This window comes from Brucella cytisi, assembly GCF_038433355.1.
GTDB lineage: Bacteria > Pseudomonadota > Alphaproteobacteria > Rhizobiales > Rhizobiaceae > Brucella > Brucella cytisi.
The window spans coordinates 13847-36220 of record NZ_JBCAUP010000021.1 but is presented as its reverse complement, the minus strand read 5'-3'; the positions used below and the strand labels follow the sequence as shown (position 1 = coordinate 36220).

Sequence of the window (22374 nt, the reverse complement as noted above, 5' to 3'; positions counted from 1 at the left end):
TTTTCTCCTCCATGTTTACTCTATTGAGAGAGCGTATTCTTTTCGCGCGCCCGGCGCTGGCGCAGTTCGTCTGCTACGTAGTCACGTGACATGGCATGATAGAGCGGCTCGTGAGAGATCAGCCGTGCAGTGCCATAGCCCATCATCGATGCGCACATGAGTGGAATGACGTTGTTATGATTGCCGGTCATTTCCAGAATGATGACGAATGCAGTCATCGGTGCTTGCACGACGCCGGCAAAATAACCTGCCATGCCGAGAACAGCAGCAAGACTGGTGCTGGTTCCAAGAACCAGGCCGATGGTGCTGCCCAGTCCCGCACCGACCGACAAAGAAGGTGCAAATATTCCGCCCGGTATCCCCGAAGTCATGGAAAGAAGCCCGGCAAGGAACTTCCCTATGAAATAAAGAGGTGGAAGAGCCAACCCTTCCACAGCGCTCCGTGCCTGATCGTAGCCTGCGCCAAAGGTCGATCCGCCGGACGCAATGCCGATGATTGCGACCAAAAGGCCGCAAATTCCCGCGAAAAATACTGCATTGCGAAGAGGAGCCTTTTGAATGCGGCGTCGCACACGACGTCTCAGTTCGAGTGCGAGCGCACTGAAGGCAGCCCCGAATGCTCCACCAATTACACCGCACGCAATCACCAGAATCCAGTCTTTGCCGCTGGAAGCGGTAACAGTCGTCAGCCCGAAATAATTATAGTTTCCTACGAGACCAAGCGAAGCAAGACCGGCGAGAATAACGGCAGATAATACGAGACCGTTGGTTCGTGCGGCATAGGCACGTCCCATCTCCTCGATTGCGAAGACGACACCTGCAAGGGGGGTGTTGAACGCAGCCGCTATGCCTGCGGCAGAGCCCGCAAGGATGAGACCGCGTGCTTGTTCCATGCCGCCGAAACGGGCGGACTGCATCATGATGGATGCACCGATCTGCACGGTCGGGCCCTCGCGACCGATGGATGCTCCACTGAAAAGCCCGGTCAGAGTAAGAATGATCTTACCGATCGCGGTTTTGAGTGAAAGCAGCAGAGTTCGATCTTCATGGTCGTGCAAATGGCGTGCGGCGATTGCTTGCGGAATGCCGCTGCCTCCAGAATTTGGGAACCAGGATAAGGCAATCCAGGAACAAGCCATAAACCCGACCGGTGTGATAAGCAGTGGGAGCCATGCGCGCCAGCCGCTTCCGCTTGTGAGGGTCTTGAACCAATCTTGCGCAATGTCCGCAGCTTCGGCAAAGCCAACGCTGATAAGGCCAATAGCGAGTGCGCCACACCAGAAGACCAGTCGTGGCTTCCAGACATGTGGTGACATCCACATGGCTTTTGACCGGCGGATGAGCGGAACGCGTCTATAGGATTTTCTCACTTTGCCCCTGCAAGCCTGCTGCTGCCCGATTTCGATGTGTGTCGAGATTTATCACGTAAATCCTTATCGGTAACTGAAACTTGTCAGTAAAAGGCTTTCCATTTGGTCATAACCGTGTTACCAGCCGGTGCCAATTCAACCTAGCAAACCAGATGCGTCGCTGCTCCCGGACCTATTCCGGAGAGGCGGCTTTTCTCATTCGATAAAATCGGCAAAGGAATTGGCAATGGCTAAAATCGTGGAATCGCCCACCGGCGCTCTCGCTCTCACATTTGACGATGTGCTGCTGCAGCCGGGCCATTCCGAAGTAATGCCGGGGCAGGTCGATCTGCGCACGCGCATCGCCAAGGATATCGAACTTACCCTTCCTCTTCTTTCTGCTGCGATGGATACCGTGACGGAATCCCGGCTGGCTATTGCCATGGCACAGGCCGGTGGTATTGGCGTCATTCACCGCAATCTGACGCCCGAGCGACAGGCAGAAGAAGTCCGTCAGGTGAAGAAGTTCGAATCAGGCATGGTTGTAAATCCAGTGACGATTGGCCCGGATGCCACTTTGGCTGATGCGCAGGCACTGATGAAGGCTCACGGAATTTCCGGAATTCCAGTCGTTGAGAATACAACCAAAGGCCCGGGACGGCTTGTCGGTATCCTGACCAATCGCGACGTTCGCTTCGCTTCTGATCCGAAGCAGAAGATTCACGAGCTGATGACCCGTGAAAACCTCATTACGGTTCGCGAGAACGTCAATCAGGACGAAGCCAAGCGTCTGTTGCACGCTCATCGCATTGAAAAGCTTCTCGTTGTCGACGATCAGGGCCGTTGTGTCGGTCTTGTTACCGTCAAGGACATTGAAAAGTCGCAGCTCAATCCGAACGCCGCCAAGGACGCTCAGGGACGTCTGCGCGCCGCGGCTGCTACGAGCGTTGGTGAAGACGGTTACGGGCGCGCTGAACGTTTGATTGAAGCCGGTGTAGATCTTTTGGTGGTGGATACGGCGCATGGCCATTCGCAGCGCGTTCTCGATGCAGTGGCCCGTATCAAGAAAGCCTATCCGAATATAGCGATTCTTGCAGGTAATGTTGCAACGACCGCTGGTACAAAGGCGCTGATCGATGCAGGTGCGGATGCGGTCAAGGTTGGTATCGGGCCGGGCTCGATCTGCACCACACGTATTGTTGCTGGCGTTGGCGTTCCACAGCTTTCGGCCATAATGTCTGCGGTTGAGGCAGCACAAAAACAGGATATCCCGGTGATTGCAGATGGCGGCATCAAGTTCTCCGGCGATTTTGCCAAGGCGCTGGCAGCCGGCGCGGTCGCCGCGATGGCTGGTTCGCTGTTGGCCGGTACGGAAGAGAGTCCCGGCGAAGTCTATCTACATCAGGGGCGCTCGTTCAAAGCCTATCGCGGTATGGGTTCGGTCGGCGCTATGGCGCGTGGCTCGGCTGATCGTTACTTCCAGGCAGAAGTGCGCGATGAACTAAAGCTGGTACCGGAAGGGATTGAAGGTCAGGTCGCCTACAAAGGGCCGATTTCCGCAGTTCTTCACCAGCTTGCAGGTGGCTTGCGCGCTTCCATGGGCTATGTTGGCGCCAAGACGCTGGAAGAGTTCCGTGAAAAGGCAACGTTCGTGCGAATTTCCAATGCCGGTCTGCGGGAAAGCCATTCGCATGGTGTCGCTATCACCCGCGAAAGCCCGAACTATCCGGGCGGCATGTAATTCATGACATTTGGCGAATGAAAAGAGGCGGCTCAATTGAAGCCGCCTTTTTGTTTTGATTTGCCGATTGCCTTTTCCCTGTAAGGAAGGCTATGCCCGAGAGCAGGCATTCGAGAAGGAGACACAATGCGGCTTGGCGGACGCCTGCAGGCGGCTATCGAGGTATTGGAGCAGATTGAAGCGGGTACACGCCCAGCTTCCGACGTGCTGAAGGATTGGGGCGCTTCCCATCGCTTCGCAGGCGCGGGCGACCGTGCTGTGATTGGCAACATCGTCTATGATGCGCTGCGCCGTAAGCTGTCCATCACGTGGCGAATGGATGCCGATGATGCGCGCGCTCTGGCATTCGGTGCACTGCTGGCTGATGGTGGCATGGATACTGCGGCCATCGATGCTATACTCGATGGAGACAAATTTGCGCCGGAAACGCTGGAGCAGCCACGCCGCAGAGCATGGGGAAGCCTAGATATCGCTGAAGCTCCAGCTCACGTTCAGGCGGATGTACCGGGATGGTGTGCATCGTCGCTTGAGGAACTTCTCGGTGCGCGCTGGGTGGATGAAGGCAGGGCGTTGGCAACGCGGCCGCCAGTCGACTTGCGCGTCAACAGTTTGAAGGCGCGACCCGAACAAACGCTCTCAGCGCTTGAAAAATCCGGTGCATCATCTGCGCCTTTTTTGGCGCAAGCACTGCGCATTCCGCCTATCGAAGCACTTGGTCGCCATCCCAATGTACAAGGCGAACAGGCTTTTCTCGACGGCTGGTTTGAGGTTCAGGATTTAGGCTCACAACTTGCCGCGCTTTTTGCTGGTGCGAAGCCCGGTCAACAGGTGCTTGACTATTGTGCAGGTGCGGGCGGCAAGACTTTGGCTTTGGCTGCTGCAATGCAGAACAGCGGTCAAATTCATGCCTATGATGCTGAACGAGCGCGGTTGTCGCCCATGCATGAGCGACTACAGCGTGCAGGGGTGCGTAACACGCAGATACATGGAAATCTCGATGCACTGGACCCGCTGACCGGGCAGATGGATCTCGTGCTTACCGATGCGCCTTGCACTGGTTCCGGCACATGGAGGCGCCGCCCAGATGCAAAATGGCGGTTGAACGACCAGCAACTGGAGCGGCGCGTTCAGGACCAGAGGGAAGTGCTGGAATCTGCCAAGCATTACGTGAAGCCGGGGGGACGCCTGGCCTATGTTACCTGTTCGTTGTTCGCAGAAGAAAACACGAAGCAGACTGCACAGTTTCTCAAAGGGAATGTCGATTTTACGGAAGTTGTGCCACAGACTTTGTGGGATACAATTGTAGCGGATGCTGGTGATGTAAAGCCGGTATTTCCGTCGCATGGTGCAGTATTTTCGCCATTGTCCACTGGCACTGACGGTTTTTATGTGAGCATTCTGCAAAGGTCAAAATAGGACGGGAGAGCCGATGTCAGCGCACCGCGTAGCGGAACCGGATTTCAAGGAGCGCGTCGAGGAAAGTTTCGGGCGGCAGGCGGCCATGAAACTGATTGGCGCTGAACTGACACGGTGTGAGCCCGGTATAGTTGAAGTTGAAATGCCGTTTCGTGAGGAGCTGACACAACAGCACGGGATTTTGCATGCGGGCATGATTTCTGCTGCGCTCGATTCTGCCTGCGGCTACGCGGCGCTTACGCTGATGCCTTCCGATGCTGCCGTACTGACCATCGAATTCAAGGTGAATCTGCTTGCTCCAGGCAAAGGAGAACGGTTCCTCTTTCGCGGTGAGGTCACCAAGCCCGGTCGTACCATCATGGTTAGTGATGGACAGGCGTTTGCGGTCACCGACACGGAAGTGCGCCTGATCGCAACGATGACCGGAACAATGATGGTCGTGCAGGACAGAAAAGGCCTGCAGGGATGATGAAAATTGTCGCCGGAAAGCGTCTGCTCTACGTTATGGCTGTTGATGCCGAATATGGTCGTCATCTGGCGAAGCTATTCACGCCGGTCATGATCGGGGTAGGGCCGGTTGAGGCGGCTGCCAATCTTGCATATGCTCTTGCGGGTCTGGTCCAATCGGGAGAAAAACCTGACCTCGTGGTTTCACTTGGTTCCGCAGGCTCAGCCAAATTACCGCAAGCCGAGGTGTTTCAGGTCTCTTCCGTTTCCTATCGCGATATGGATGCCTCTCCGCTTGGGTTTGAAAAAGGCGCAACGCCTTTTCTCGATCTTCCCAAAGTTATTGCGCTACCGGTCTCTGTACCGAAAATCCCTGTTGCATCGCTTTCAACAGGTGCAAATATCGTTTCCGGTGAGACATATACCACGATCGATGCAGATATGGTCGATATGGAAACTTATGCCTGCCTGCGCGCTTGCCAGCTCGCAGAAGTTCCGCTTTACGGCCTCCGCGGTATCTCCGATGGTGCAGGTGAATTGCAGCATGTCGGGGACTGGACACAGTATCTGCACATTATTGATGAGAAACTGGCTGATGCGGTCCAGCAATTGGAGGTCGCCATCGCTAACGGGCTCTTGTCGGCTCCTGACAATGGTATGTCAGTATAAGTCGTTTTTTGACAACGCACTTGTTGAGCATGATGTCTATAACCCATATAGGCATTGCATCCCGGTCACTTTTTAAATAGACGCTGCACATGAGCACCACGGCACATCCCGACACAATCCTAATCATCGACTTTGGCAGCCAGGTTACGCAGCTGATTGCGCGTCGCGTGCGCGAAGCCAACGTCTATTGTGAAATCGTCCCTTTCCAGTCTGCGGAAGAGACTTTCAAGCGGCTGAAGCCGAAAGGTGTTATCCTTTCAGGCAGCCCCCATTCGACGACTGATATTGGTTCGCCGCGTGCGCCGCAGGCCGTTTTCGAAGAAGGTATTCCCGTTCTCGGCATCTGCTACGGCGAACAAACGATGTGCGCCCAGTTGGGTGGTAAGGTCGAAAGTGGCCATGATCGCGAATTCGGTCGTGCTTTCCTGGATGTGCAGGAAGATAGCCCACTCTTCGAAGGCATCTGGGCCAAGGGCACCCGTCATCAGGTCTGGATGAGCCATGGTGACCGTGTTACGTCGCTGCCCGATGGTTTTACCATTATCGGCACTTCGCCAAACGCACCTTTTGCGGCTATCGCTGACGAGAAGCGCAAATATTATGGCGTGCAGTTCCACCCGGAGGTCGTGCATACGCCGGATGGCGCCAAGCTGTTGCAGAACTTCGTTCATCGTATCGTCGGCGTAAAGCCGGGCTGGACTATGGGCGCATATCGCGAACAGGCTGTCGAAGCGATCCGTAAGCAGGTCGGTAGCGGCAAAGTGATCTGCGCGCTTTCCGGTGGTGTGGATTCGTCCGTTGCAGCGCTTCTCGCGCATGAAGCTATTGGTGATCAGCTGACCTGTATTCTGGTTGATCACGGGCTGATGCGTAAAAACGAAGCTAGCCAAGTTGTTGAAATGTTTCGCGAACATTACAACCTGCCGCTCATTCTCGTTGATGCTGCTGATCGTTTCATCGGTGAGCTGGAAGGCGAAACCGATCCTGAAAAGAAGCGCAAGACAATTGGTCGCCTCTTTATCGAAGTGTTCGAGGAAGAAGCCAAGAAGCTCGGCGGCGCAGATTTCCTCGTGCAAGGCACGCTCTATCCGGACGTTATCGAAAGCGTTTCGTTTACCGGCGGTCCTTCTGTCACGATCAAGTCGCACCACAATGTCGGTGGTCTGCCGGAGCGCATGAAGATGCAGCTCGTCGAACCACTGCGTGAACTGTTCAAGGACGAGGTACGCTTGCTCGGCAAGGAACTTGGCCTGCCGGATAGCTTCATCGGTCGCCATCCGTTCCCGGGACCGGGTCTCGCTATCCGCTGCCCGGGCGGTATTACACGCGAGAAACTCGAGATTCTGCGCGAAGCCGACGCGATCTATCTGGACGAAATCCGCAAAGCTGGTCTCTATGATGCCATCTGGCAGGCTTTCGCCGTTCTGTTGCCAGTCCAGACCGTCGGTGTGATGGGAGATGGTCGTACCTACGAATTCGTCTGTGCGCTGCGTGCTGTGACATCGGTGGACGGCATGACTGCCGATTTCTATCACTACGATATGAATTTCCTCGGCAATGCGGCAACCCGCATCATCAACGAGGTACGTGGCATCAATCGCGTCGTCTACGACGTGACTTCAAAACCGCCCGGCACGATCGAGTGGGAATAATTTGGCGTCTGCCTATCACGCCAAATGTGATTTAAGTCGCCGAAAACCTTTTGGATTTATGCCCGTCAGTTCTTGCTGGCGGGCATATCATTTTTATAGCTCAGCGTTGGCCGCTCCTGATCAAAACAACACGACGCGATTAAAACTATGAGCGTTTCAAGTTCTGGACCGCGTAGGGCTCGAGAGCAATCCTGGCGAATTGAGCGATGCTAACAGTCTGAGGCTGTGACGTGATGTTTACCAGCCAGAATTCTTGCTCAGTTGCAAAGGCCAGAACGTGGTCAAGCCGCGACGAAATAAGCTGCTGCCATTTTTTTCCTGCAAGCCGGGACAATGTTTTTATCGTGGTGAAGAGTGGACGTTTCCCACCTGCGAGTGTTGGTTCGCCGTCACCAGCAATAAGTCCGAAAGGTCCGGTGAGGGCTGAAAGCGTCAGGCTGTCAAGGCCAGCGTTCAGTACAGATACGACATAGGCCATCGCGAAGCTTTCCGCGAATTTTCCATTGTGGCGGGGATCGCGATTGGCCATAGCGATGCGCTTGCCATTCGGGTTTTCCATAGTTCTGCTGCCATAAGGGTTTTGGCGCATGGGGATGGTAGACGGCCCGATGCGATAGGGCTTGTCGCCGTAGATCGCCCGCACCGAGCGGATAATGAACGGCAGTGCCTCCAATGTTTGCATGACGCTCAGATCGTCTGCTGCATGGACAATCGGATTGGTGCAATGGGTCACGAAATCAATAAGGTCGCCGGGAACGCGCTTGCGATTAAGCTCGGTGAAATAGCTCAGCATTCCGCCGCCGAGCCGCACATCCGGGAAAGCTGCTCTTGCTGCCCCATAGACATCTTCAAGCGGCGGGCAGGGTGGCCACTCGCTGCCGGGCGGCGTCGACTGCCGATCCATAACCGGTGAAACAATGATTGCATCCGGGGTAAAACCAGCCGCTTTCATGTCAGAAGCGATTGCTTTCGTCTCTTCGATGAGCGATTTCTCGCAAGGCAATGCAATTTCGAGTGAAACGCGCCCGCTATGCTTCGCAGCTAAGGCTGCAAAATCCGCAAAGGTCGACCCTTTATGCCCTGCTAGAGGATCGTAATGAAATAACAGATCCTGCGGGGCTATTTCCCCGAGTAGCTCTATTGCGGCTAAGCTGGCCTTGGCTTCTTCCGGTGTGATGATGATGCCGATATTTGGCATTTTGCCGCTTGCGTCACCAAGCGTGATGCTCACCGGCTCGGCATTCCGGGTGGCGTTGAGAGCAGCTTTGCGACTATCACGAATATTGAGCACAATGCGCTGATGTTGGGGTTTCGCGGCTTCGATCTGATAAGGCCATGGCAAAGCCAGCGGACGCACATAGGTCTTGTAAGATGCATCAGACCAGTTGCGTTGGTCTTCCATCTCAAATGTGTCACCTTCCATGCGGCATTCGGCTGAAACGCCGGGCATGGCCTCATGAGTGATCGCGCGCATGTCCTTGAAAGGCTGCCATGGCTCAATCAGACAGGGCAGTTGTGTTCTATTGAGCGTCCCATCGACATGCTCGATAGTTACAGGCGAACCGGCAACCCCGACGATTGGATGCAGAATGCAAAAGCCGCAACGGTTGGTTTCAAAACCGGTCGTGGTATTGGCCACGGCATCAAAAGTGAGCGTACCGCCACTCTCTGCCTGAATGCGAACATCAATGGTGAGTTGGGTCGCATCCGGGCCTTCGCAACGTGCCTGATAGGTGACGATGAAACCGCTGTCGTTTTGCTCGACGTTCAGATCATGGATTTTCGGGTGGTAGGTTCCCCAGTCTCGATCCCGCACCAGATATGAGACGGCGCGCAGAACTTCGACGCCATCGTAAGTGATAGTGCGGAGATTGCCGTCGCTTAAATCCAGGTCAAGTAAGCCCGCTTTCAGATGCGTTGGCTTAGCTTCGGCTTCACGCGTCCCATAGAGCAGGAAAGGATCGACGTTGCTCATTTGAGCAACGCCGTAATGTCAACGCGGTTGCCGCTTGCGGCACTGTCATAGGCGGCTTCGACAAGCGCGAAAGTCTTGAGATTATCCGCACCCGATGTCGAGGTTTCTTCACGAGCTTCCAGCTTGTCCACCCAATGCTGTTGTATGGCAAAAACGCTTTCCTGAATATTGTGCCATGGACGTGAGGCCCACGAGAGCAGTCTTGGCGAAACGTCGGAAACCGTGGGGCCGTTCGGCGTAACCACTTCAAGGCGATAACCCTGATAAAGCCGGATTGATCCTTGCGTGCCATCAAGTTCAATGAGTGTTTCCGGGAAAGGATCGGTTTCGAGCTTGGTGGCATAGCTTATGTCAACAATGGAAGTAGCACCATTTTCATGGTCCATGAGAATGGTTGCTACATCTTCACCCTTGATCTTCGGGTTCACACGCTTTGTGCGAGCAACAAGGCTGGTCACGTCGCCCAGAATGAAGCGCGCAATATCAAGCGTATGAATGCCTAAATCTTCGATGATAAAGCGTTCGCCTTCTGCAAGATAAGGCTGGCCGGAAAATACGTCAAAGCCGGAGCGAAACGAGAAACGTCCCCAGAATGGCGTGCCGATGGCGCCACCGTCGAGTGCCTTGCGCACCGCCTGAATAGGCGTCTGCCAGCGGAAGTTTTCATGCACCATGAGCGGAATGCCTGCTTCATCGCAAACCTTCACCATGGCCTTTGCATCATCAAGCGTTTTGGCAAAAGGCTTCTGGCAGATTACTGGCACCTTGTGGGTGGCAGCAAGTTCCACCAGAGCACGATGGCTTGAAACTGTGGTGGCGATATCGACAAAGTCGATGCCGCCATCTGCAAACAGCGCCTCAGCATCCGTGTAGCGGCGTTCGATGCCAAACTGGTCGCCGACAATCTTCAACCGCTCAGGATCGCGGTCGCAGATTGCCACGATTTTGGCACCCGAAACGTCATTCCATGCGTGAATCTGGTTGATTGCGAAGAAACCGCAGCCGATCAGAGCGCCATTCAATTCTGCCATTTACTGAGCCTTTATCCTGCTTTTGCCATTTGCATGAGTGTAACGCGCTGCTGGAGGCGGCGCTGTGCCTGATCAACCACTACGGCAATGATGATGACTAGGCCCTTGATGACCATCTGCCAGAAGGACGAAACGCCCATCATGACCAGCCCGTCGGAGAGAATACCGATGACAAATGCACCGATGATTGTGCCACCAATGGTGCCACGCCCGCCCGACATCGAGGTGCCGCCGAGCACTGCCGCCGCAATGGCGTTCAACTCGAACGAGTTACCCGTTGCCGGATGCGATGACATCAGTTCGGATGAAATGATAAGGCCGGCGATCGCAGCACAGAAGCCCGAAAACATGTAAACGAACATCTTTACGCGGTCGACGCGGATACCCGACATGCGCGCCGCACGTTCGTTGCCGCCGACTGCGAAAATTTGCCGTCCAAGCGGCGTGTATCGCGCGATATAGGCTGCGGCCAATGCAACGACGATCAGAATCCAGATCGAGACCGGAAGACCGAGAATGCTGCCTGATCCGAGGAAGGCGAAGCCGGTTGTGCCTAGGTCTTCACGGCCTACAAGGTTCGGGAAGGTTTGGCCGTCCGACGACAGAAGTGCTAGGCCGCGCGCTACATAAAGCGTGCCGAGTGTCGCGATGAAGGGCGCAACATTCAGTTTGGTTATCAATAGCCCGTTTATGAAGCCGACTGCAACACCCACAGCCAGTGTGATCAGCGAGATTTCGATGATGTTGAAATAGATCGTATAGCCGATGCCAAGATCGATGCCGTAGATCAGAAGACCGCCTGCAACCATGCCGCAAAGCCCGACAATGGAGCCGACCGAAAGGTCGATGCCACCTGTGATGATGACGAAGGTCATGCCCATTGCAAGAAATGCGTTAAGCGCAACGTGCTTCGACATCAGGATTAGGTTCGCGGCTGAAAGGAAGTTCGGTGCTGCGAACGAGAAGAAGATGAACACCGCGAAAAGCGCGATGAAGGTTCTCAGTTTCATCAGCGTCAGCAGGGCGGAGCCGCTGTTAAAGGTTGAGTCAGTGGCGGCCGTCGTCGTGTTGGCTGTCATGACGCGAGTTCCTTTATTTGTTTGTTATGGTCGTTGTCATGTGTGTGTCCATGGCCCTTGGCCGATGCAGCAACAATGTCGGCTTCCGTCGCTTTATCGCGGTCAAATATAGCAATCAGCTTCCCATTGCTGAGCACCGCGATGCGATCGGAGAGCGCCATGACTTCTTCCAGATCAGAGGTTGAAAAGAGAATGGAAAGACCTTCGGCAGCAAGCCTGCGCATGGTTCGGAAGACATCGGCCTTCGCACCCACATCAATGCCGCGCGATGGCTCGTCCATCAGAAGAACCTTCGGATTGGTCATCAGCGCCTTGCCGATGACAACCTTTTGTTGATTGCCACCCGACATCGAAGTGACCCCGAATTCGGGGTTCGGTGCCTTGATCGACAGATCTTTGATCGCCTGTTGAATAGCCTGCTTTTCACGCTTTGGCGTGATGTGGAAGAAGCGAGCCAGACGATCGAGACTTGCCAGTGTCAGATTGCTGGCAATCGACAAAATCTGCACCAGACCTTCGCGCTGGCGATCTTCTGGTATGAGAGCAAGGCCACGCCGGATGCGACGGGTCGTATCGCGCTCCTTCACTTCCTCGCCATCGATATAGATATGGCCAGTGGAGTGCCCATGCTGGCCCATCACACATTCGAAAAACTCAGAACGTCCGGCACCCATAAGGCCGTAAATGCCCAGAACTTCGCCTGCCCGCACAGTCAGTGAAACGTCATCAACTGCAAGCCCGCCAGTCGCACGCGGCAAGGTGATGTTTTCGGCGCGAAACCGTTCTGTACCGATCTTGTGGGTCACAGGCTTGGCAAAATCCTTGGCATCGGAACCGATCATCGAACGCACAATCCATTGCGTATCGATGTTCTTGATCTCTTCCTGGCCTGTGATTTTTCCGTCGCGCAGAACCGTGATGTAATCGCCAATCCGCATCAGTTCTTCGAGACGATGCGAAATATAGACGATTGCCACGCCCTTCTTTTTCAACTCGGCGATAACCTTGAAGAGAATATCGACTTCGGCAGCAGAAAGGGCCGATGTCGGTTCATCCATGATTACGATGCGTGCATCAAGCGAAATAGCCTTGGCGATTTCGACAAGTTGCTGCTGACCGATTGGCAAATCGGCGACGAGCGTACTTGCCCTGATACCTGCGTCAAGGCGGTCGAGATATTCATTGGCCTTGACGACCTGCGCCTTGTGATCGATGCCGCGCACACCGCGTGTAATCTCGCGTGCGGCAAAGATATTCTCTGCCACCGTCATGTTTGAAAACAGGTTGAGTTCTTGAAAGATCATCGCAATGCCGCGCTTCTGCGCGTCGGCGGGGCTGTCGAATGACACTTCCTCGCCATCGAGAATGATCTTTCCCATGGTCGGACGCTCAACGCCCGCGATGATTTTCATCAGCGTTGACTTGCCAGCGCCGTTTTCGCCGACAAGCACATTGACCGAACCACGGCGCAATTCAAGATTGGCGCGCTTGACCGCGACAATGCCCGAATAGACCTTGGAAACATCCTCAAGCTTGAGAACGATATCGTCCTTTGGGTTCAATCTCGTCCCCATCGCTTATTTCTCCAAAGAGATGGAAACAGGCGTGACGAGCGGAAGCTGACCCTTCGATGGCAACGGGAAAGCACCTCCGGCTTTCACCTTCATGCCAACCAAATCTTCGCGTGGTAGCTTTGAAAGAACATCGTCATTGACGCGGGTGTTGAACGCCTTGCCAAACTGAGCCCAATCGATCTGATTGCGAAACTCATTGAAGTTCACAAAGGAGAGGCTGTCGCGAATTGCGCTGCCGCGAACGGTCGGTCCGATCTGCACGCGTGCATCGGCCTTGCCATCGCCATTGCTGTCGACATCAATATAGGCTGCGCGCGATTTCGTTTCGGCGGCGACCACCGTGCCTTCAAGCTTGGCTGCAAAGGTCCAGGGGGCATTGCCCTGCTTTTCGCGATGACCGTATTTTGCTCCAGCGGCATCCGCATCTGCGTTTGCTGCCTGCATCACTTCATCGAGCTTTGCAGTTTTCTCGGCAAAAAACGGCTTAACTTTTGAGTCCCAGATGTCGGCAACCGAACGATCGGGATTGAAATTATCGCCGCGTGCTTCGGCGGCTTCTTCTGCAGTCGGAGTCTTGATGATTTTGCAGCCCGAAAGCGCGACACCGCAGGCCAGCAGGATAATGGAAGCTGACTTCAGCACTGACATGAATTTATCCTCGGCATCAAAGCATGTCGCGGAAAAGTGGGCACTGGCTTTCCGATAACGACATGCGTAAAAACAAAGACCTAAAGCGCGTCGCCGCGTTTTGGAAAAACACAATGCACTTTAGGAGCATTTCGGGAACGCTAACATTTGTTGGAGCTCCCGATGTCGCAAGCCTTGGGAGTTAGTCCTTCAAAGCGAAGGTTTCGAGCTTGTCTGCATTGTCAGGATTGATGAGGACGCAGTCCATCAGCTGCTTTTCTTCAGCAGGTCCCTTACCGGTCTTGATATATTCGTCAGCCTGAACGACAGCCATCTGTGCCTGAGCATAGGCTGGCTGAAGAACAGTTGCCTTGATGCCGCCTGCCTTGATGGAGTCGCGAACATCATTTGAGCCGTCGAAGCCGACAACGATAACGTCCTTGCGACCGGCGGCTTCAAGCGCCGCCCATGCACCCATAGCCATGGTGTCGTTACCGGAAATCACGCCCTTGATGTCAGGGTTTGCCTGCAAAATGCTCTGCATTTTCGTGAAGGCTTCAGTCTGGCTCCAGTTGGCAGACTGCTGCGCAACCATCTTCATGTCAGGATATTCATCGATGACGTCGTGATAACCCTTCGAACGAGTGCCTGCATTGAGATCGGATTCACGGCCGAGCAGCTCGACATAATTGCCTGCTTCGCCCATTAGCTTGACGAATTCTTCCGCACCGAGCTGTGCGCCTTGATAGTTGTTGGAAACGATCTGTGACACCGCAACGCCTGATGCATTAATTTCACGGTCGATCAGGAATGAAGGGACTTTGGCATCCTTGGCCTTCTGAACGGCGGCAATCGATGCTTCCGAGCCAGCATTGTCGAGAATGATTGCCTTTGCGCCACGACCGATGGCCGTATCGACAAGCTGTGACTGCTTGGTTGGATCATCATCATGCTGAAGGATCAGTGTTTCGTAGCCAAGTTCCTTGGCTTTGGCTTCAGCGCCCACGGCTTCGGCTTTGTAGAATGGATTGTCGTGCGACGGCGTGATGATTGCGATCAGATCAGCGGCCCATGCTGGCATGACAACACCGCCTGCCAATGTTGCCGAGACGGCTGCAATCGCAAAACCGCGCGCAATTGTCCTGCGTGTAAACTTCATATTTTCCTCCCAAATCAAGCCCCGTTTCCCAAGAGGCGGTAAAAAAGGGGAAGGCGCATTACGCCCTCCCGGATAACGTCACGTAATGCGACGGATGCTTTCTGCAATTTCTTCCGGTTCGAAAACGTTCTTCCAGTCGTCGCGCATCAGCGCAGGAATGCCGAATTCGATTGCCTTGTTGCAGGCATCGGAGAATACGCCCTGGACTTCGCCAAAGATGACGGCGCCGAGAACATTCATGTGGCCGAGCAGGAAGTCGCGTGCTGCTTCTTCAGGAACGCCGCGACGAACGGTTTCATCCATGGCCTGCTTCATGACAACGAGAAGCGAAGCTGCAACGGTTTCCGAAAGACCGGGCTCGAGAATTGCGAGCTGCTCAACGGTTACGCGATGCGAGCGCATTACTGGTGCCCAGATGACCTTGGCGATTTCTTCGCCCAGTGCATAAGCTTCTTCCGGTCCCTGCATCAGAGCCGAAACGATGTGCTGCTTTGCAAACAGACCGCCGAAGTGGTCCTTTTTTGCTTGCATATCCGTTTCGTCGTTGAAGATCGGCGGATGGCAAGGATGGGTCACGAAATAGGTGAGGTCTGCACGTTCTGGCAGATGACCGGCAAATGGCGCGGCTGCGTCGAGTGCAACAACCATCGTGCTCGGCTTCAGCTTGTCTACGATGCCTGCTGCAACCTTACCGATGATGGTATCCGGAACAGCCAGAATGACGACATCAGCACCTTCAAGACCTGTATCCGCATCGATAGTATCGATGCCAAGGTCGCTCTTCAGGCGTGCCTTGCCTGCGTCGCTGACTTCGATGTGACGGACGTCAAAGCGCGAACCTTTGAGGTTCTTGGCCAGACGGTAGCCCATCTTGCCGCCCGCTCCGAACAAAGCGATAGCTGTCATGATTGTAGTTCCTTCCCAGACTTTTGGTAGCGTAACTGGTATAACCAGTCAATGAGTATTCCAGATTCAAACGGTCAGGCCGTCGCGAATCTGACTGAAATAACCGTCAGAACCGACCTGACCGCCCTTGAGGGCAATCTGGAGGCCGTTGGTGGCGGCGTGAGCGCTGTGCGCCGTGCAAAGCGGCGACCCCGGTGTTTGTGGAAGCGGCAAAAGCGTGGTGAGTGCATCGACATGCAATTCACGCAATGCGTGGCTCGAAGTGTCGCCGCCTGCAATGACGGCGCGGGTAAGCCTTTCGCGCTCGACAAGGCTGCGGAGGATGAAGCCGAGGCTGCGGGCCAGCTTGTGGCGGCTGCCTGCGATCTTGTCGATTTCTGTGCCTCGGTCAGCCGAAGGGCCAAGGGCGGTATTGAGGATCACACTGTTGCCCTGCTTGAGTGCCTTTTGGCCGTCAGCAATGGCAGCTTCGATTGCCTGATTGCCATTCTCACCCAGAAGGTCGAGTGGGTTGAGATCAATGCCGGTAAAGCCCGATGCGGTCGCGTGGCGGATCTGGCGTTCGGTGGTTGGCGACACGCTTCCCGAAACGACCGCGATGCGTTCAGCTTTGCCGGGAAGCGGAAATTCCTTTTTAGCGTTAATCAGTCCGACCTTGGCCCATGCTGCGAGAAGCGCATATTCAACACCGGACGAGCCTGTAACGAACCAACCCGCATCAGGACGCAGACGCCAAAGCTGGTCACCTGCCTGCAACTGGCTTTCATGGCTGTCGACGTCGAACAGCAACATGCCGTCCGCATTTTTGGCAATGGTGTTTACGCGATCATTTGCATCTGCGACTGAAAGCGCTACGAGATCAGCAAGCACTGTTTTCAGTGCGGTCTGCTTTGCCAGATGTACGCGCAGATCGGCTTCATGCATCGGCGTGACCGGATGGCGGCTCATGACGGGATGGCGGTCGATGCGGTAGGTTTCGCCCTGATAGGCGGCAAAGAGATTGCCGAAAGATGTGTAACGCTTTAGCTGCGGCGCACCGACAATCAACGGTACATAGGCCTGATCGAAGATTGCTTTGCCGATTTCCACGGCCTTGCCAATATTGCCGACATGTGGTGCGGAATCGAATGTCGAGCAGACTTTGTAATGCGTAATCGCAGCATTCAGGCTTTTGAGCCAGTTGAACGCAGGCGTGAGATTTTCCTGCATCCATTCCGGCGTTTCACTGCGGCTGGTGCCTGCAAGACCAATAGCCTTGCAGTGTGAAAAGCGCGAAAGAAGTTCTTCATCCGGCACATTCATGAACAGCACAGTGTCGACGCCGTTGGAAGCCATGGCTTCCATAACATCGGTCGAGCCGGTCAGATCATCGCCGTAATAAGACAGCAGTAATTCGTTGGAAGCCTGTGACATTACTCGCCACCTTTCCCGAATTTTGCGAGCGAGGCTGCAAGTTCGGGGTGATCTGCGGCGTAAGCTTCAAGCGGGATACCCGCAACTGCTGCTTCCCATGCTTGCTGCACAGCGCGAACACCGGCTGCAGGGCCACCCGGATGGCTGACAATGCCGCCGCCGCACAGATAAAGCAGGTCCGTCGTGCGGCCCGTGCGCTCATAGGTTTCCGGTGCCTGTCCACCCCATTGCCCGGAACCGGCCACAGGAAGCGGACAATCGGACGGATCAAACAGCGGTGTGCTGACCGCCTTGAACGAATTGACAAAGCTTTCGTCCGGCTCCCAATATTTGATGCGGATGCCGTTGATCTGGAACTGATCGACGCCGAGCAGCCGCCAGAACTGCTGATAAACACGGAAATCCATGCCTGCGCCCGGGTTGCGGGTCAGGATGTCCCAACCGTTGCGATGGGCGTGAAGCACGAGACCCGAGCGCTTGCGCAGGAAGCTCATGCCGCCAAAGCCGACCGAGTTGATGTTGACCACGGCGCAATTGCCGCCAGCCTCTAGCACCATGTCGTGGTTGCGCATCATGACATCGGGATCAGCATGGGAGATGCCGAAAGCATACATCACCTTTTTGCCGGTCTTCTGTTCGTGATCGAGAATACGCGGCATGATCGCGGCGATGCGCTCTTTAAGCGGCGAGTAGGCCGGACTCATCAGTTTTTCATCGTCCTTGATGAAATCGACGCCTGACTCAATGAGTTCACCGACGAGTTCTGCCGTCTCATGTGGACGCAGCCCGAGCGCGGGCTTGACGATGGTGCCAATGATCGGACGCTTTTCAACACCTGTCAGACGACGGCTTCCGGCAATACCGAATTGCGGACCTGGATGTGCGCTTTTGAAGGCTTCCGGCAGCTTCATGTCGACAACGCGGATGCCTGTCATGCCCTTAATCGAATAGACGCCGCCAACGGCAATCGTCATGAGTGCTGCAAGATCAGTACCGATTGCATCGAGTGGAAAAGCAATATCGACATCGGCGCGCTTGATCGGGCTGTGTCCGGGCTCGAGCTCCGGCCATGCAGGCACCGTTGCGTCTTCAAGCGGGCGAATCTCGAGCACACGTGCTGCGATGCGCGCCTTCAACTCTTCGGTTTCTCCCGGAACGGCGACGAAAGTGCCGGTCGACTGATCGCTCGCGATCTTGGCGGCCATCTGTTCGATGCTGCCGGTTGTCTCAATGCGATAGGTCAAACAGATGTTCATCGGAATTGTCGTCACTCACGGTTTTCATTGCGCCTGCAATAAGCGCATGGTGTTTGAGTGCGAACTGGTATAATGAGTATTCCAATATCTGCAAGCGGAAAATTGTTAACCGGTCGCGAGAGTGTGGGTAACGGCTTTCCTCAGAGCATTTGAAGATGCATAAGGGAGAAAAGCTCATGAGCAGTGAGACGCAATGACCCAAGCAATTGAACCCATCATTCGCCGCAAACTATCTGACGAAGTTTTCGACCGGCTCGAAAACATGATTACTTCCGGTGAATTGACGCCGGGCGACGAGATGCCGTCCGAGCGCGTTCTGATGGAGCGTTTTGGCGTTGGACGGCCCGCGATCCGCGAGGCGATGCAGTCACTTGCCAAGATGGGTCTGGTCAGCATCTCGCATGGCGAGCGCGCCAAGGTTTTGAAACTCACTGCACGTTCAATTTTCCAGCAGGTCGATCCGACTGCGAAGATCATGCTTGCGCAATCAATGGACACGCTGGAAGATTTGAAGAGCGCGCGAATTTTCTTCGAACGTGGAATTGTTCGCGAGATTGCACAGAAGACAACGGAAGATGATATCGCCGAGCTGCGGGAGATCATCGAACGGCAGCGGAAATCGCTTGGTGATGCAGAGGCATTCATCGCTGCCGATATGGAGTTTCATGTCCGGATAACCAGGATTTCCGGCAATCCAATATTGGTCGCAGTAAGCGAAGCTATGCTGGCTTGGCTGAAAGAGTATCACACTCATATGCTTATCTGGACCGGCAAAGAGAAATATACCCTCGTTGAACACGAGGAAATATTGGATTGCTTGTCGATTAAGGATGCGGACCGCGCCGAGGCTGCCATGCTCCGACATCTTGAGCGGTCGCGCACGCTTTACAAGAAAGAATAGAGCTTCGTGCCTGAAAGCTATTGTCGTTTCATCAGGCAGTAGACCAAAAGCGAGGAGGCGATGGCCACGATTGCAGAAACCAGAAGCGCAACCGAGAAGCCAGCAGAATAGCCTCGCATGGCAAGTTCGGTTGCGGCAATCCTCGCCGAAGGTGCTACCATACCAAGTGCGTTAGGCAAGTCGCCCGCGACTATCGCGTCAGCAAAATTTTCACTGCATGTCGGATCCTTGCAGCCCGTTTGCATTAAGTGAGTCCGAACAGCACTTGCCAGCACTCCGCTCAGGACCGCGAAGCCCAACAGAATGCCGGTAAATCGGGCGGTTGTGCTGATACCCGATGCCATCCCGGCACGGTCACGTGCAACGGTACTCATGATCGCTTTCTGGGTTTCACCATTCAGCAAGCCGCCACCGCTCCCAATCAGAAACATGCCGCACATAACGATAGACCAGGCGCCGCAATGTGCGCCGAAGCTTGTCACAAGGCTGCCGATACCGACGATCATGAGTCCAAGGGACAGAATTTCCGGCGACGACATTCTCTTTCCGAGAAAATGCCCGACATTGGGGAAGATCAGCATCGCGCTTGCAAATGGAAGCATGGCAAAACCAGCTTGCAATGGCGGCTGACCGAAGCCATTTTGAAGGAATAGCGGCAGCATGGACGCCATCACCTGTGCACAGGCGGCATAAGCAAACATAGCCCAAACACCACCGATGAAACGAGGATTGCGGAACAGGCTGAGATCGAGCATCGGGCGCTGCTGGATATTCTCCGCAGCCAAGAAAATAGCGAGGCCGGCTAAGCCGCCGACAAATCCTGCAATCGCGGTTGAAGAGGTCCAACCATGTGCCTGTCCATTGATAAGTCCCCATGTGAGGCCGAACATTGTACTCGCAAATGCAACGATGCCGATTGGATCAACGCGCCGCGCATTTTCATCTTTTGAATCGGTGATGGAATGCAGCGTAGCCAGTGCCAACACAATGCCGATAGGTATGTTTATGTAGAATGCCCAACGCCAGCCGAGACTATGCGCGATAAGGCCTCCGATAATCGGTGACAGCACCATGGTCAGGCCCATGATGCCGCCCCAAATTGACCATGCACGGTTACGTTCCTCATCGCGATGGAACGTATGGCCAATGATTGCGAGCGCAGGCGCGAGCTGGAAGGCGGCACTGGCACCTTGCAACGCGCGAGCAAGGTAAAGTGAAGCGGCTGAATCTGCTACACCGCAAAGCCAGGATGAGAATGCGAACGCACCAATTCCAATCAGAAAAACAGTGCGACGTCCGAACCGGTCGGCTAGAGCGCCAGCCGGCAAGAGCAGCGACGCGAAGCAAAGGACATAAGTGCTGATGACCCACTCTACGTCAGCAAAACTTGCCGAAAATTCCCGCGCAATGGTCGGTAGGACCATCGCGACGACATTTGTGTCCAGCACGGTCATTGCGCAACCGGTCGAGGCTGTCAGCAAAATGAAAGTTGAATTGGTAACGCGCGGCGCGGATGCGAGGACGGTTGTCATTTGGTTGTCAATGCTGCCGCACCAGCCTTCGCAATCTGCTGGTCATGATCGGGTGTGTCGGCTGATACGCCAATGGCGCCAACAATCGTACCATTCACCGTGATTGGAACTCCTCCGCGCATGAGCACGAAGCCGCGCGCCGTGATAGCGGCAGGGCGTGCCCCGTTAATAGCATCCTCGAGAGCACCGCTTTCCCGACGGAAAAGCGCGGCTGTGCGAGCTTTGCCGGGCGCGAGCTCGACGCCAGCGGGTACTGACGCGTTGTCCATGCGTATCGTGAGGATCGGCAGACCTTCTGCATCGACGACTGAGATCACGCAGGGCCAGCCGTTCGCTGTCGCTTCTTTTTCGGCAGCAGCTACGATGGAGCGGGCAGCTTGAAGGGTAAGATAAGGCTTTGTCGGCAATTCGATTGCCAATGCCGGGAAGGCTGCGGTGAGGGTCATCGTTGCGGTCAACGAGGCGAGGATTGCGACAGAACGGGCGGACATTGGACTTCCTTCGTTACATTTGAGGTGCCAATAAACAGGATGTTTGAATTTCTTTCATTCGTGGTGTTTTGAGATAATATTAGTTTTTACCTAATTATTGGAGCCGCTCATGGAACTCAGGCATCTTCGTTATTTTTTGACACTCGCTGAGGAGCTTCATTTTTCCAGAGCGGCAGAACGGTTGAACATTGCGGCTCCGACGCTCACGGTTCAGATACAGGAAATCGAGCGGCGGCTCGGTACGAAACTTTTCTTCAGAACCAAACGCTCAGTCGCAATCACTCCCGCGGGTGAGGTGTTTCTGAAGGAAGCGAGATTGGTGCTGGATCAATTCGATAAGGCGGAAAGTGTCGGCCGCAGAGCTGGACGAGGGGAGATCGGGCGGATCGAAATTGGCTATGTCGGCTCGGCGGCTTATGCCGGAGCCTTGCAGATGCAAATCAGTCGTTTCTCGCATGATTGGCCCCAAGTGGAGCTTCATTCGCGCGAATTTCCGATGGAGGAACTACCGAAGCTCATTGAGGGCGGGCATCTCGACATTGGCTTCGTCCGTATGCCGATGATGCTCCCACCGTCACTTAGCGCCCATGTTTTGCTACGAGACTATTTTTGTCTGGCGCTGCCCTCTGATCATCGGCTTGCGGTTGCTGAGGTGGAGGACCAATACGCTTTTCTTGCGGAAAGCCGGTTTATACTGCCGGAACAGGAGGCGGGCACATATGAAGTCGCGAAACGAGGAAGCTTCACTCCGAGGATCATTGCAAAGCCGGGCGGTCTTCTTGCTGTTCTGACACAGGTATCGCTGGGTGCCGGTATATCGGTCATACCGGGCGTGGTGAGAAACGTCGTGCACATGCCCAATACGGTTTTCCGTCCAATAATCGGAAAGCCGATCATGTCGGAAGTAGCCGCCATTTTCAGAAGTAAGGAATACGCGGTCAGTGTCAAAAATTTAATCGACCAAATATGCGCTTCGCCACCGATCCAGCTTGACTATAAGCGAAATGAACAAATAGTGTGAAATATATTTCATATCCTGAATTATATTGACAGTCGCGTTTCTTTGCGATTAGCTATCAATACTGGTCTTCGAGGAGGAGGGCCGGTCTTCATAAAGGTCAACGGCGTTTTTGGGACGCTTTCCGCGCGTTTGGGA

General features: G+C 54.7%; 19 protein-coding genes. 7 read left to right on the top strand and 12 right to left on the bottom strand.

Annotated features, from left to right (window positions below):
* Nucleotides 1–20: 20 nt before the first annotated feature.
* The gene (locus AAE521_RS18840) at nucleotides 21–1370 is read right to left on the bottom strand and encodes a chloride channel protein (RefSeq protein WP_342062136.1); all 1350 of its coding nucleotides are present in this window, start codon (nucleotides 1368–1370) and stop codon (nucleotides 21–23) included.
* A gap of 226 nt (nucleotides 1371–1596) precedes the next feature.
* On the opposite strand from AAE521_RS18840, the gene guaB reads away from it, so the two are divergent.
* The 5 genes from guaB (at nucleotide 1597) to guaA (ending at nucleotide 7274) form a co-directional block, all read left to right on the top strand.
* On the top strand, nucleotides 1597–3090 hold the full coding sequence (gene guaB, locus AAE521_RS18835; RefSeq protein WP_342062135.1) for an IMP dehydrogenase: 1494 nt from the start codon (nucleotides 1597–1599) through the stop codon (nucleotides 3088–3090).
* A 126-nt stretch (nucleotides 3091–3216) separates the two neighbouring features.
* Nucleotides 3217–4506, top strand: coding sequence for an RsmB/NOP family class I SAM-dependent RNA methyltransferase (locus AAE521_RS18830; RefSeq protein ID WP_342062134.1), 1290 nt, complete (start codon nucleotides 3217–3219; stop codon nucleotides 4504–4506).
* Nucleotides 4507–4519: 13 nt separating this feature from the next.
* Nucleotides 4520–4975, top strand: a complete 456-nt coding sequence (locus AAE521_RS18825) for a PaaI family thioesterase (protein WP_010661020.1) — start codon at nucleotides 4520–4522, stop codon at nucleotides 4973–4975.
* On the top strand, nucleotides 4972–5622 hold the full coding sequence (locus tag AAE521_RS18820; protein ID WP_342062133.1) for a 5'-methylthioadenosine/S-adenosylhomocysteine nucleosidase: 651 nt from the start codon (nucleotides 4972–4974) through the stop codon (nucleotides 5620–5622). The genes AAE521_RS18825 and AAE521_RS18820 overlap by 4 nt, the downstream gene beginning before the upstream one ends.
* Nucleotides 5623–5711: 89 nt before the next feature.
* Nucleotides 5712–7274, top strand: a complete 1563-nt coding sequence (gene guaA / locus AAE521_RS18815; RefSeq protein ID WP_071633562.1) for a glutamine-hydrolyzing GMP synthase — start codon at nucleotides 5712–5714, stop codon at nucleotides 7272–7274.
* A gap of 145 nt (nucleotides 7275–7419) precedes the next feature.
* Here guaA and apnL read toward each other — a convergent pair whose 3' ends face one another.
* The 9 genes from apnL to oiaX form a co-directional block, all read right to left on the bottom strand.
* Nucleotides 7420–9249, bottom strand: a complete 1830-nt coding sequence (gene apnL, locus AAE521_RS18810; protein ID WP_342062132.1) for a D-apionate lactonase — start codon at nucleotides 9247–9249, stop codon at nucleotides 7420–7422.
* On the bottom strand, nucleotides 9246–10280 hold the full coding sequence (locus AAE521_RS18805) for a Gfo/Idh/MocA family protein (RefSeq protein WP_071633560.1): 1035 nt from the start codon (nucleotides 10278–10280) through the stop codon (nucleotides 9246–9248). Before AAE521_RS18805 ends, apnL begins: the two co-directional genes overlap by 4 nt.
* An 11-nt stretch (nucleotides 10281–10291) precedes the next feature.
* Nucleotides 10292–11359, bottom strand: coding sequence for an ABC transporter permease (locus AAE521_RS18800; RefSeq protein ID WP_010661025.1), 1068 nt, complete (start codon nucleotides 11357–11359; stop codon nucleotides 10292–10294).
* On the bottom strand, nucleotides 11356–12933 hold the full coding sequence (locus AAE521_RS18795) for a sugar ABC transporter ATP-binding protein (protein ID WP_071633559.1): 1578 nt from the start codon (nucleotides 12931–12933) through the stop codon (nucleotides 11356–11358). Before AAE521_RS18795 ends, AAE521_RS18800 begins: the two co-directional genes overlap by 4 nt.
* 3 nt (nucleotides 12934–12936) lie before the next feature.
* Nucleotides 12937–13581: a DUF2291 family protein gene (locus AAE521_RS18790; protein ID WP_071633558.1), complete on the bottom strand. Its 645-nt coding sequence runs from the start codon at nucleotides 13579–13581 to the stop codon at nucleotides 12937–12939.
* Nucleotides 13582–13762: 181 nt separating this feature from the next.
* Nucleotides 13763–14719, bottom strand: coding sequence for a D-ribose ABC transporter substrate-binding protein (locus AAE521_RS18785; RefSeq protein WP_071633557.1), 957 nt, complete (start codon nucleotides 14717–14719; stop codon nucleotides 13763–13765).
* Between the two features lie 78 nt (nucleotides 14720–14797).
* Nucleotides 14798–15625 (bottom strand): phosphogluconate dehydrogenase C-terminal domain-containing protein, encoded by an 828-nt coding sequence (locus AAE521_RS18780; protein ID WP_071633556.1) that lies wholly within the window; start codon nucleotides 15623–15625, stop codon nucleotides 14798–14800.
* A gap of 66 nt (nucleotides 15626–15691) precedes the next feature.
* Nucleotides 15692–17038, bottom strand: a complete 1347-nt coding sequence (locus AAE521_RS18775) for a four-carbon acid sugar kinase family protein (RefSeq protein WP_342062131.1) — start codon at nucleotides 17036–17038, stop codon at nucleotides 15692–15694.
* Entirely contained in the window at nucleotides 17038–18294 is a 1257-nt protein-coding gene (oiaX, locus tag AAE521_RS18770; RefSeq protein WP_071633554.1) for a 3-oxo-isoapionate-4-phosphate decarboxylase OiaX, read from the bottom strand. Before oiaX ends, AAE521_RS18775 begins: the two co-directional genes overlap by 1 nt.
* Nucleotides 18295–18487: 193 nt before the next feature.
* Between oiaX and AAE521_RS18765 the strand changes: the two genes are divergently transcribed.
* Entirely contained in the window at nucleotides 18488–19195 is a 708-nt protein-coding gene (locus AAE521_RS18765; RefSeq protein WP_342062130.1) for a transcriptional regulator NanR, read from the top strand.
* Nucleotides 19196–19212: 17 nt separating this feature from the next.
* On the opposite strand, the gene AAE521_RS18760 is transcribed toward AAE521_RS18765, so the two are convergent.
* The gene (locus tag AAE521_RS18760; protein ID WP_342062129.1) at nucleotides 19213–20727 is read right to left on the bottom strand and encodes an MFS transporter; all 1515 of its coding nucleotides are present in this window, start codon (nucleotides 20725–20727) and stop codon (nucleotides 19213–19215) included.
* The gene (locus tag AAE521_RS18755) at nucleotides 20724–21218 is read right to left on the bottom strand and encodes a GlcG/HbpS family heme-binding protein (protein ID WP_342062128.1); all 495 of its coding nucleotides are present in this window, start codon (nucleotides 21216–21218) and stop codon (nucleotides 20724–20726) included. Before AAE521_RS18755 ends, AAE521_RS18760 begins: the two co-directional genes overlap by 4 nt.
* A gap of 109 nt (nucleotides 21219–21327) precedes the next feature.
* On the opposite strand from AAE521_RS18755, the gene AAE521_RS18750 reads away from it, so the two are divergent.
* Complete coding sequence (locus AAE521_RS18750) at nucleotides 21328–22239, top strand: LysR substrate-binding domain-containing protein (protein WP_342062127.1); 912 nt, start codon at nucleotides 21328–21330, stop codon at nucleotides 22237–22239.
* Nucleotides 22240–22374: the final 135 nt, after the last annotated feature.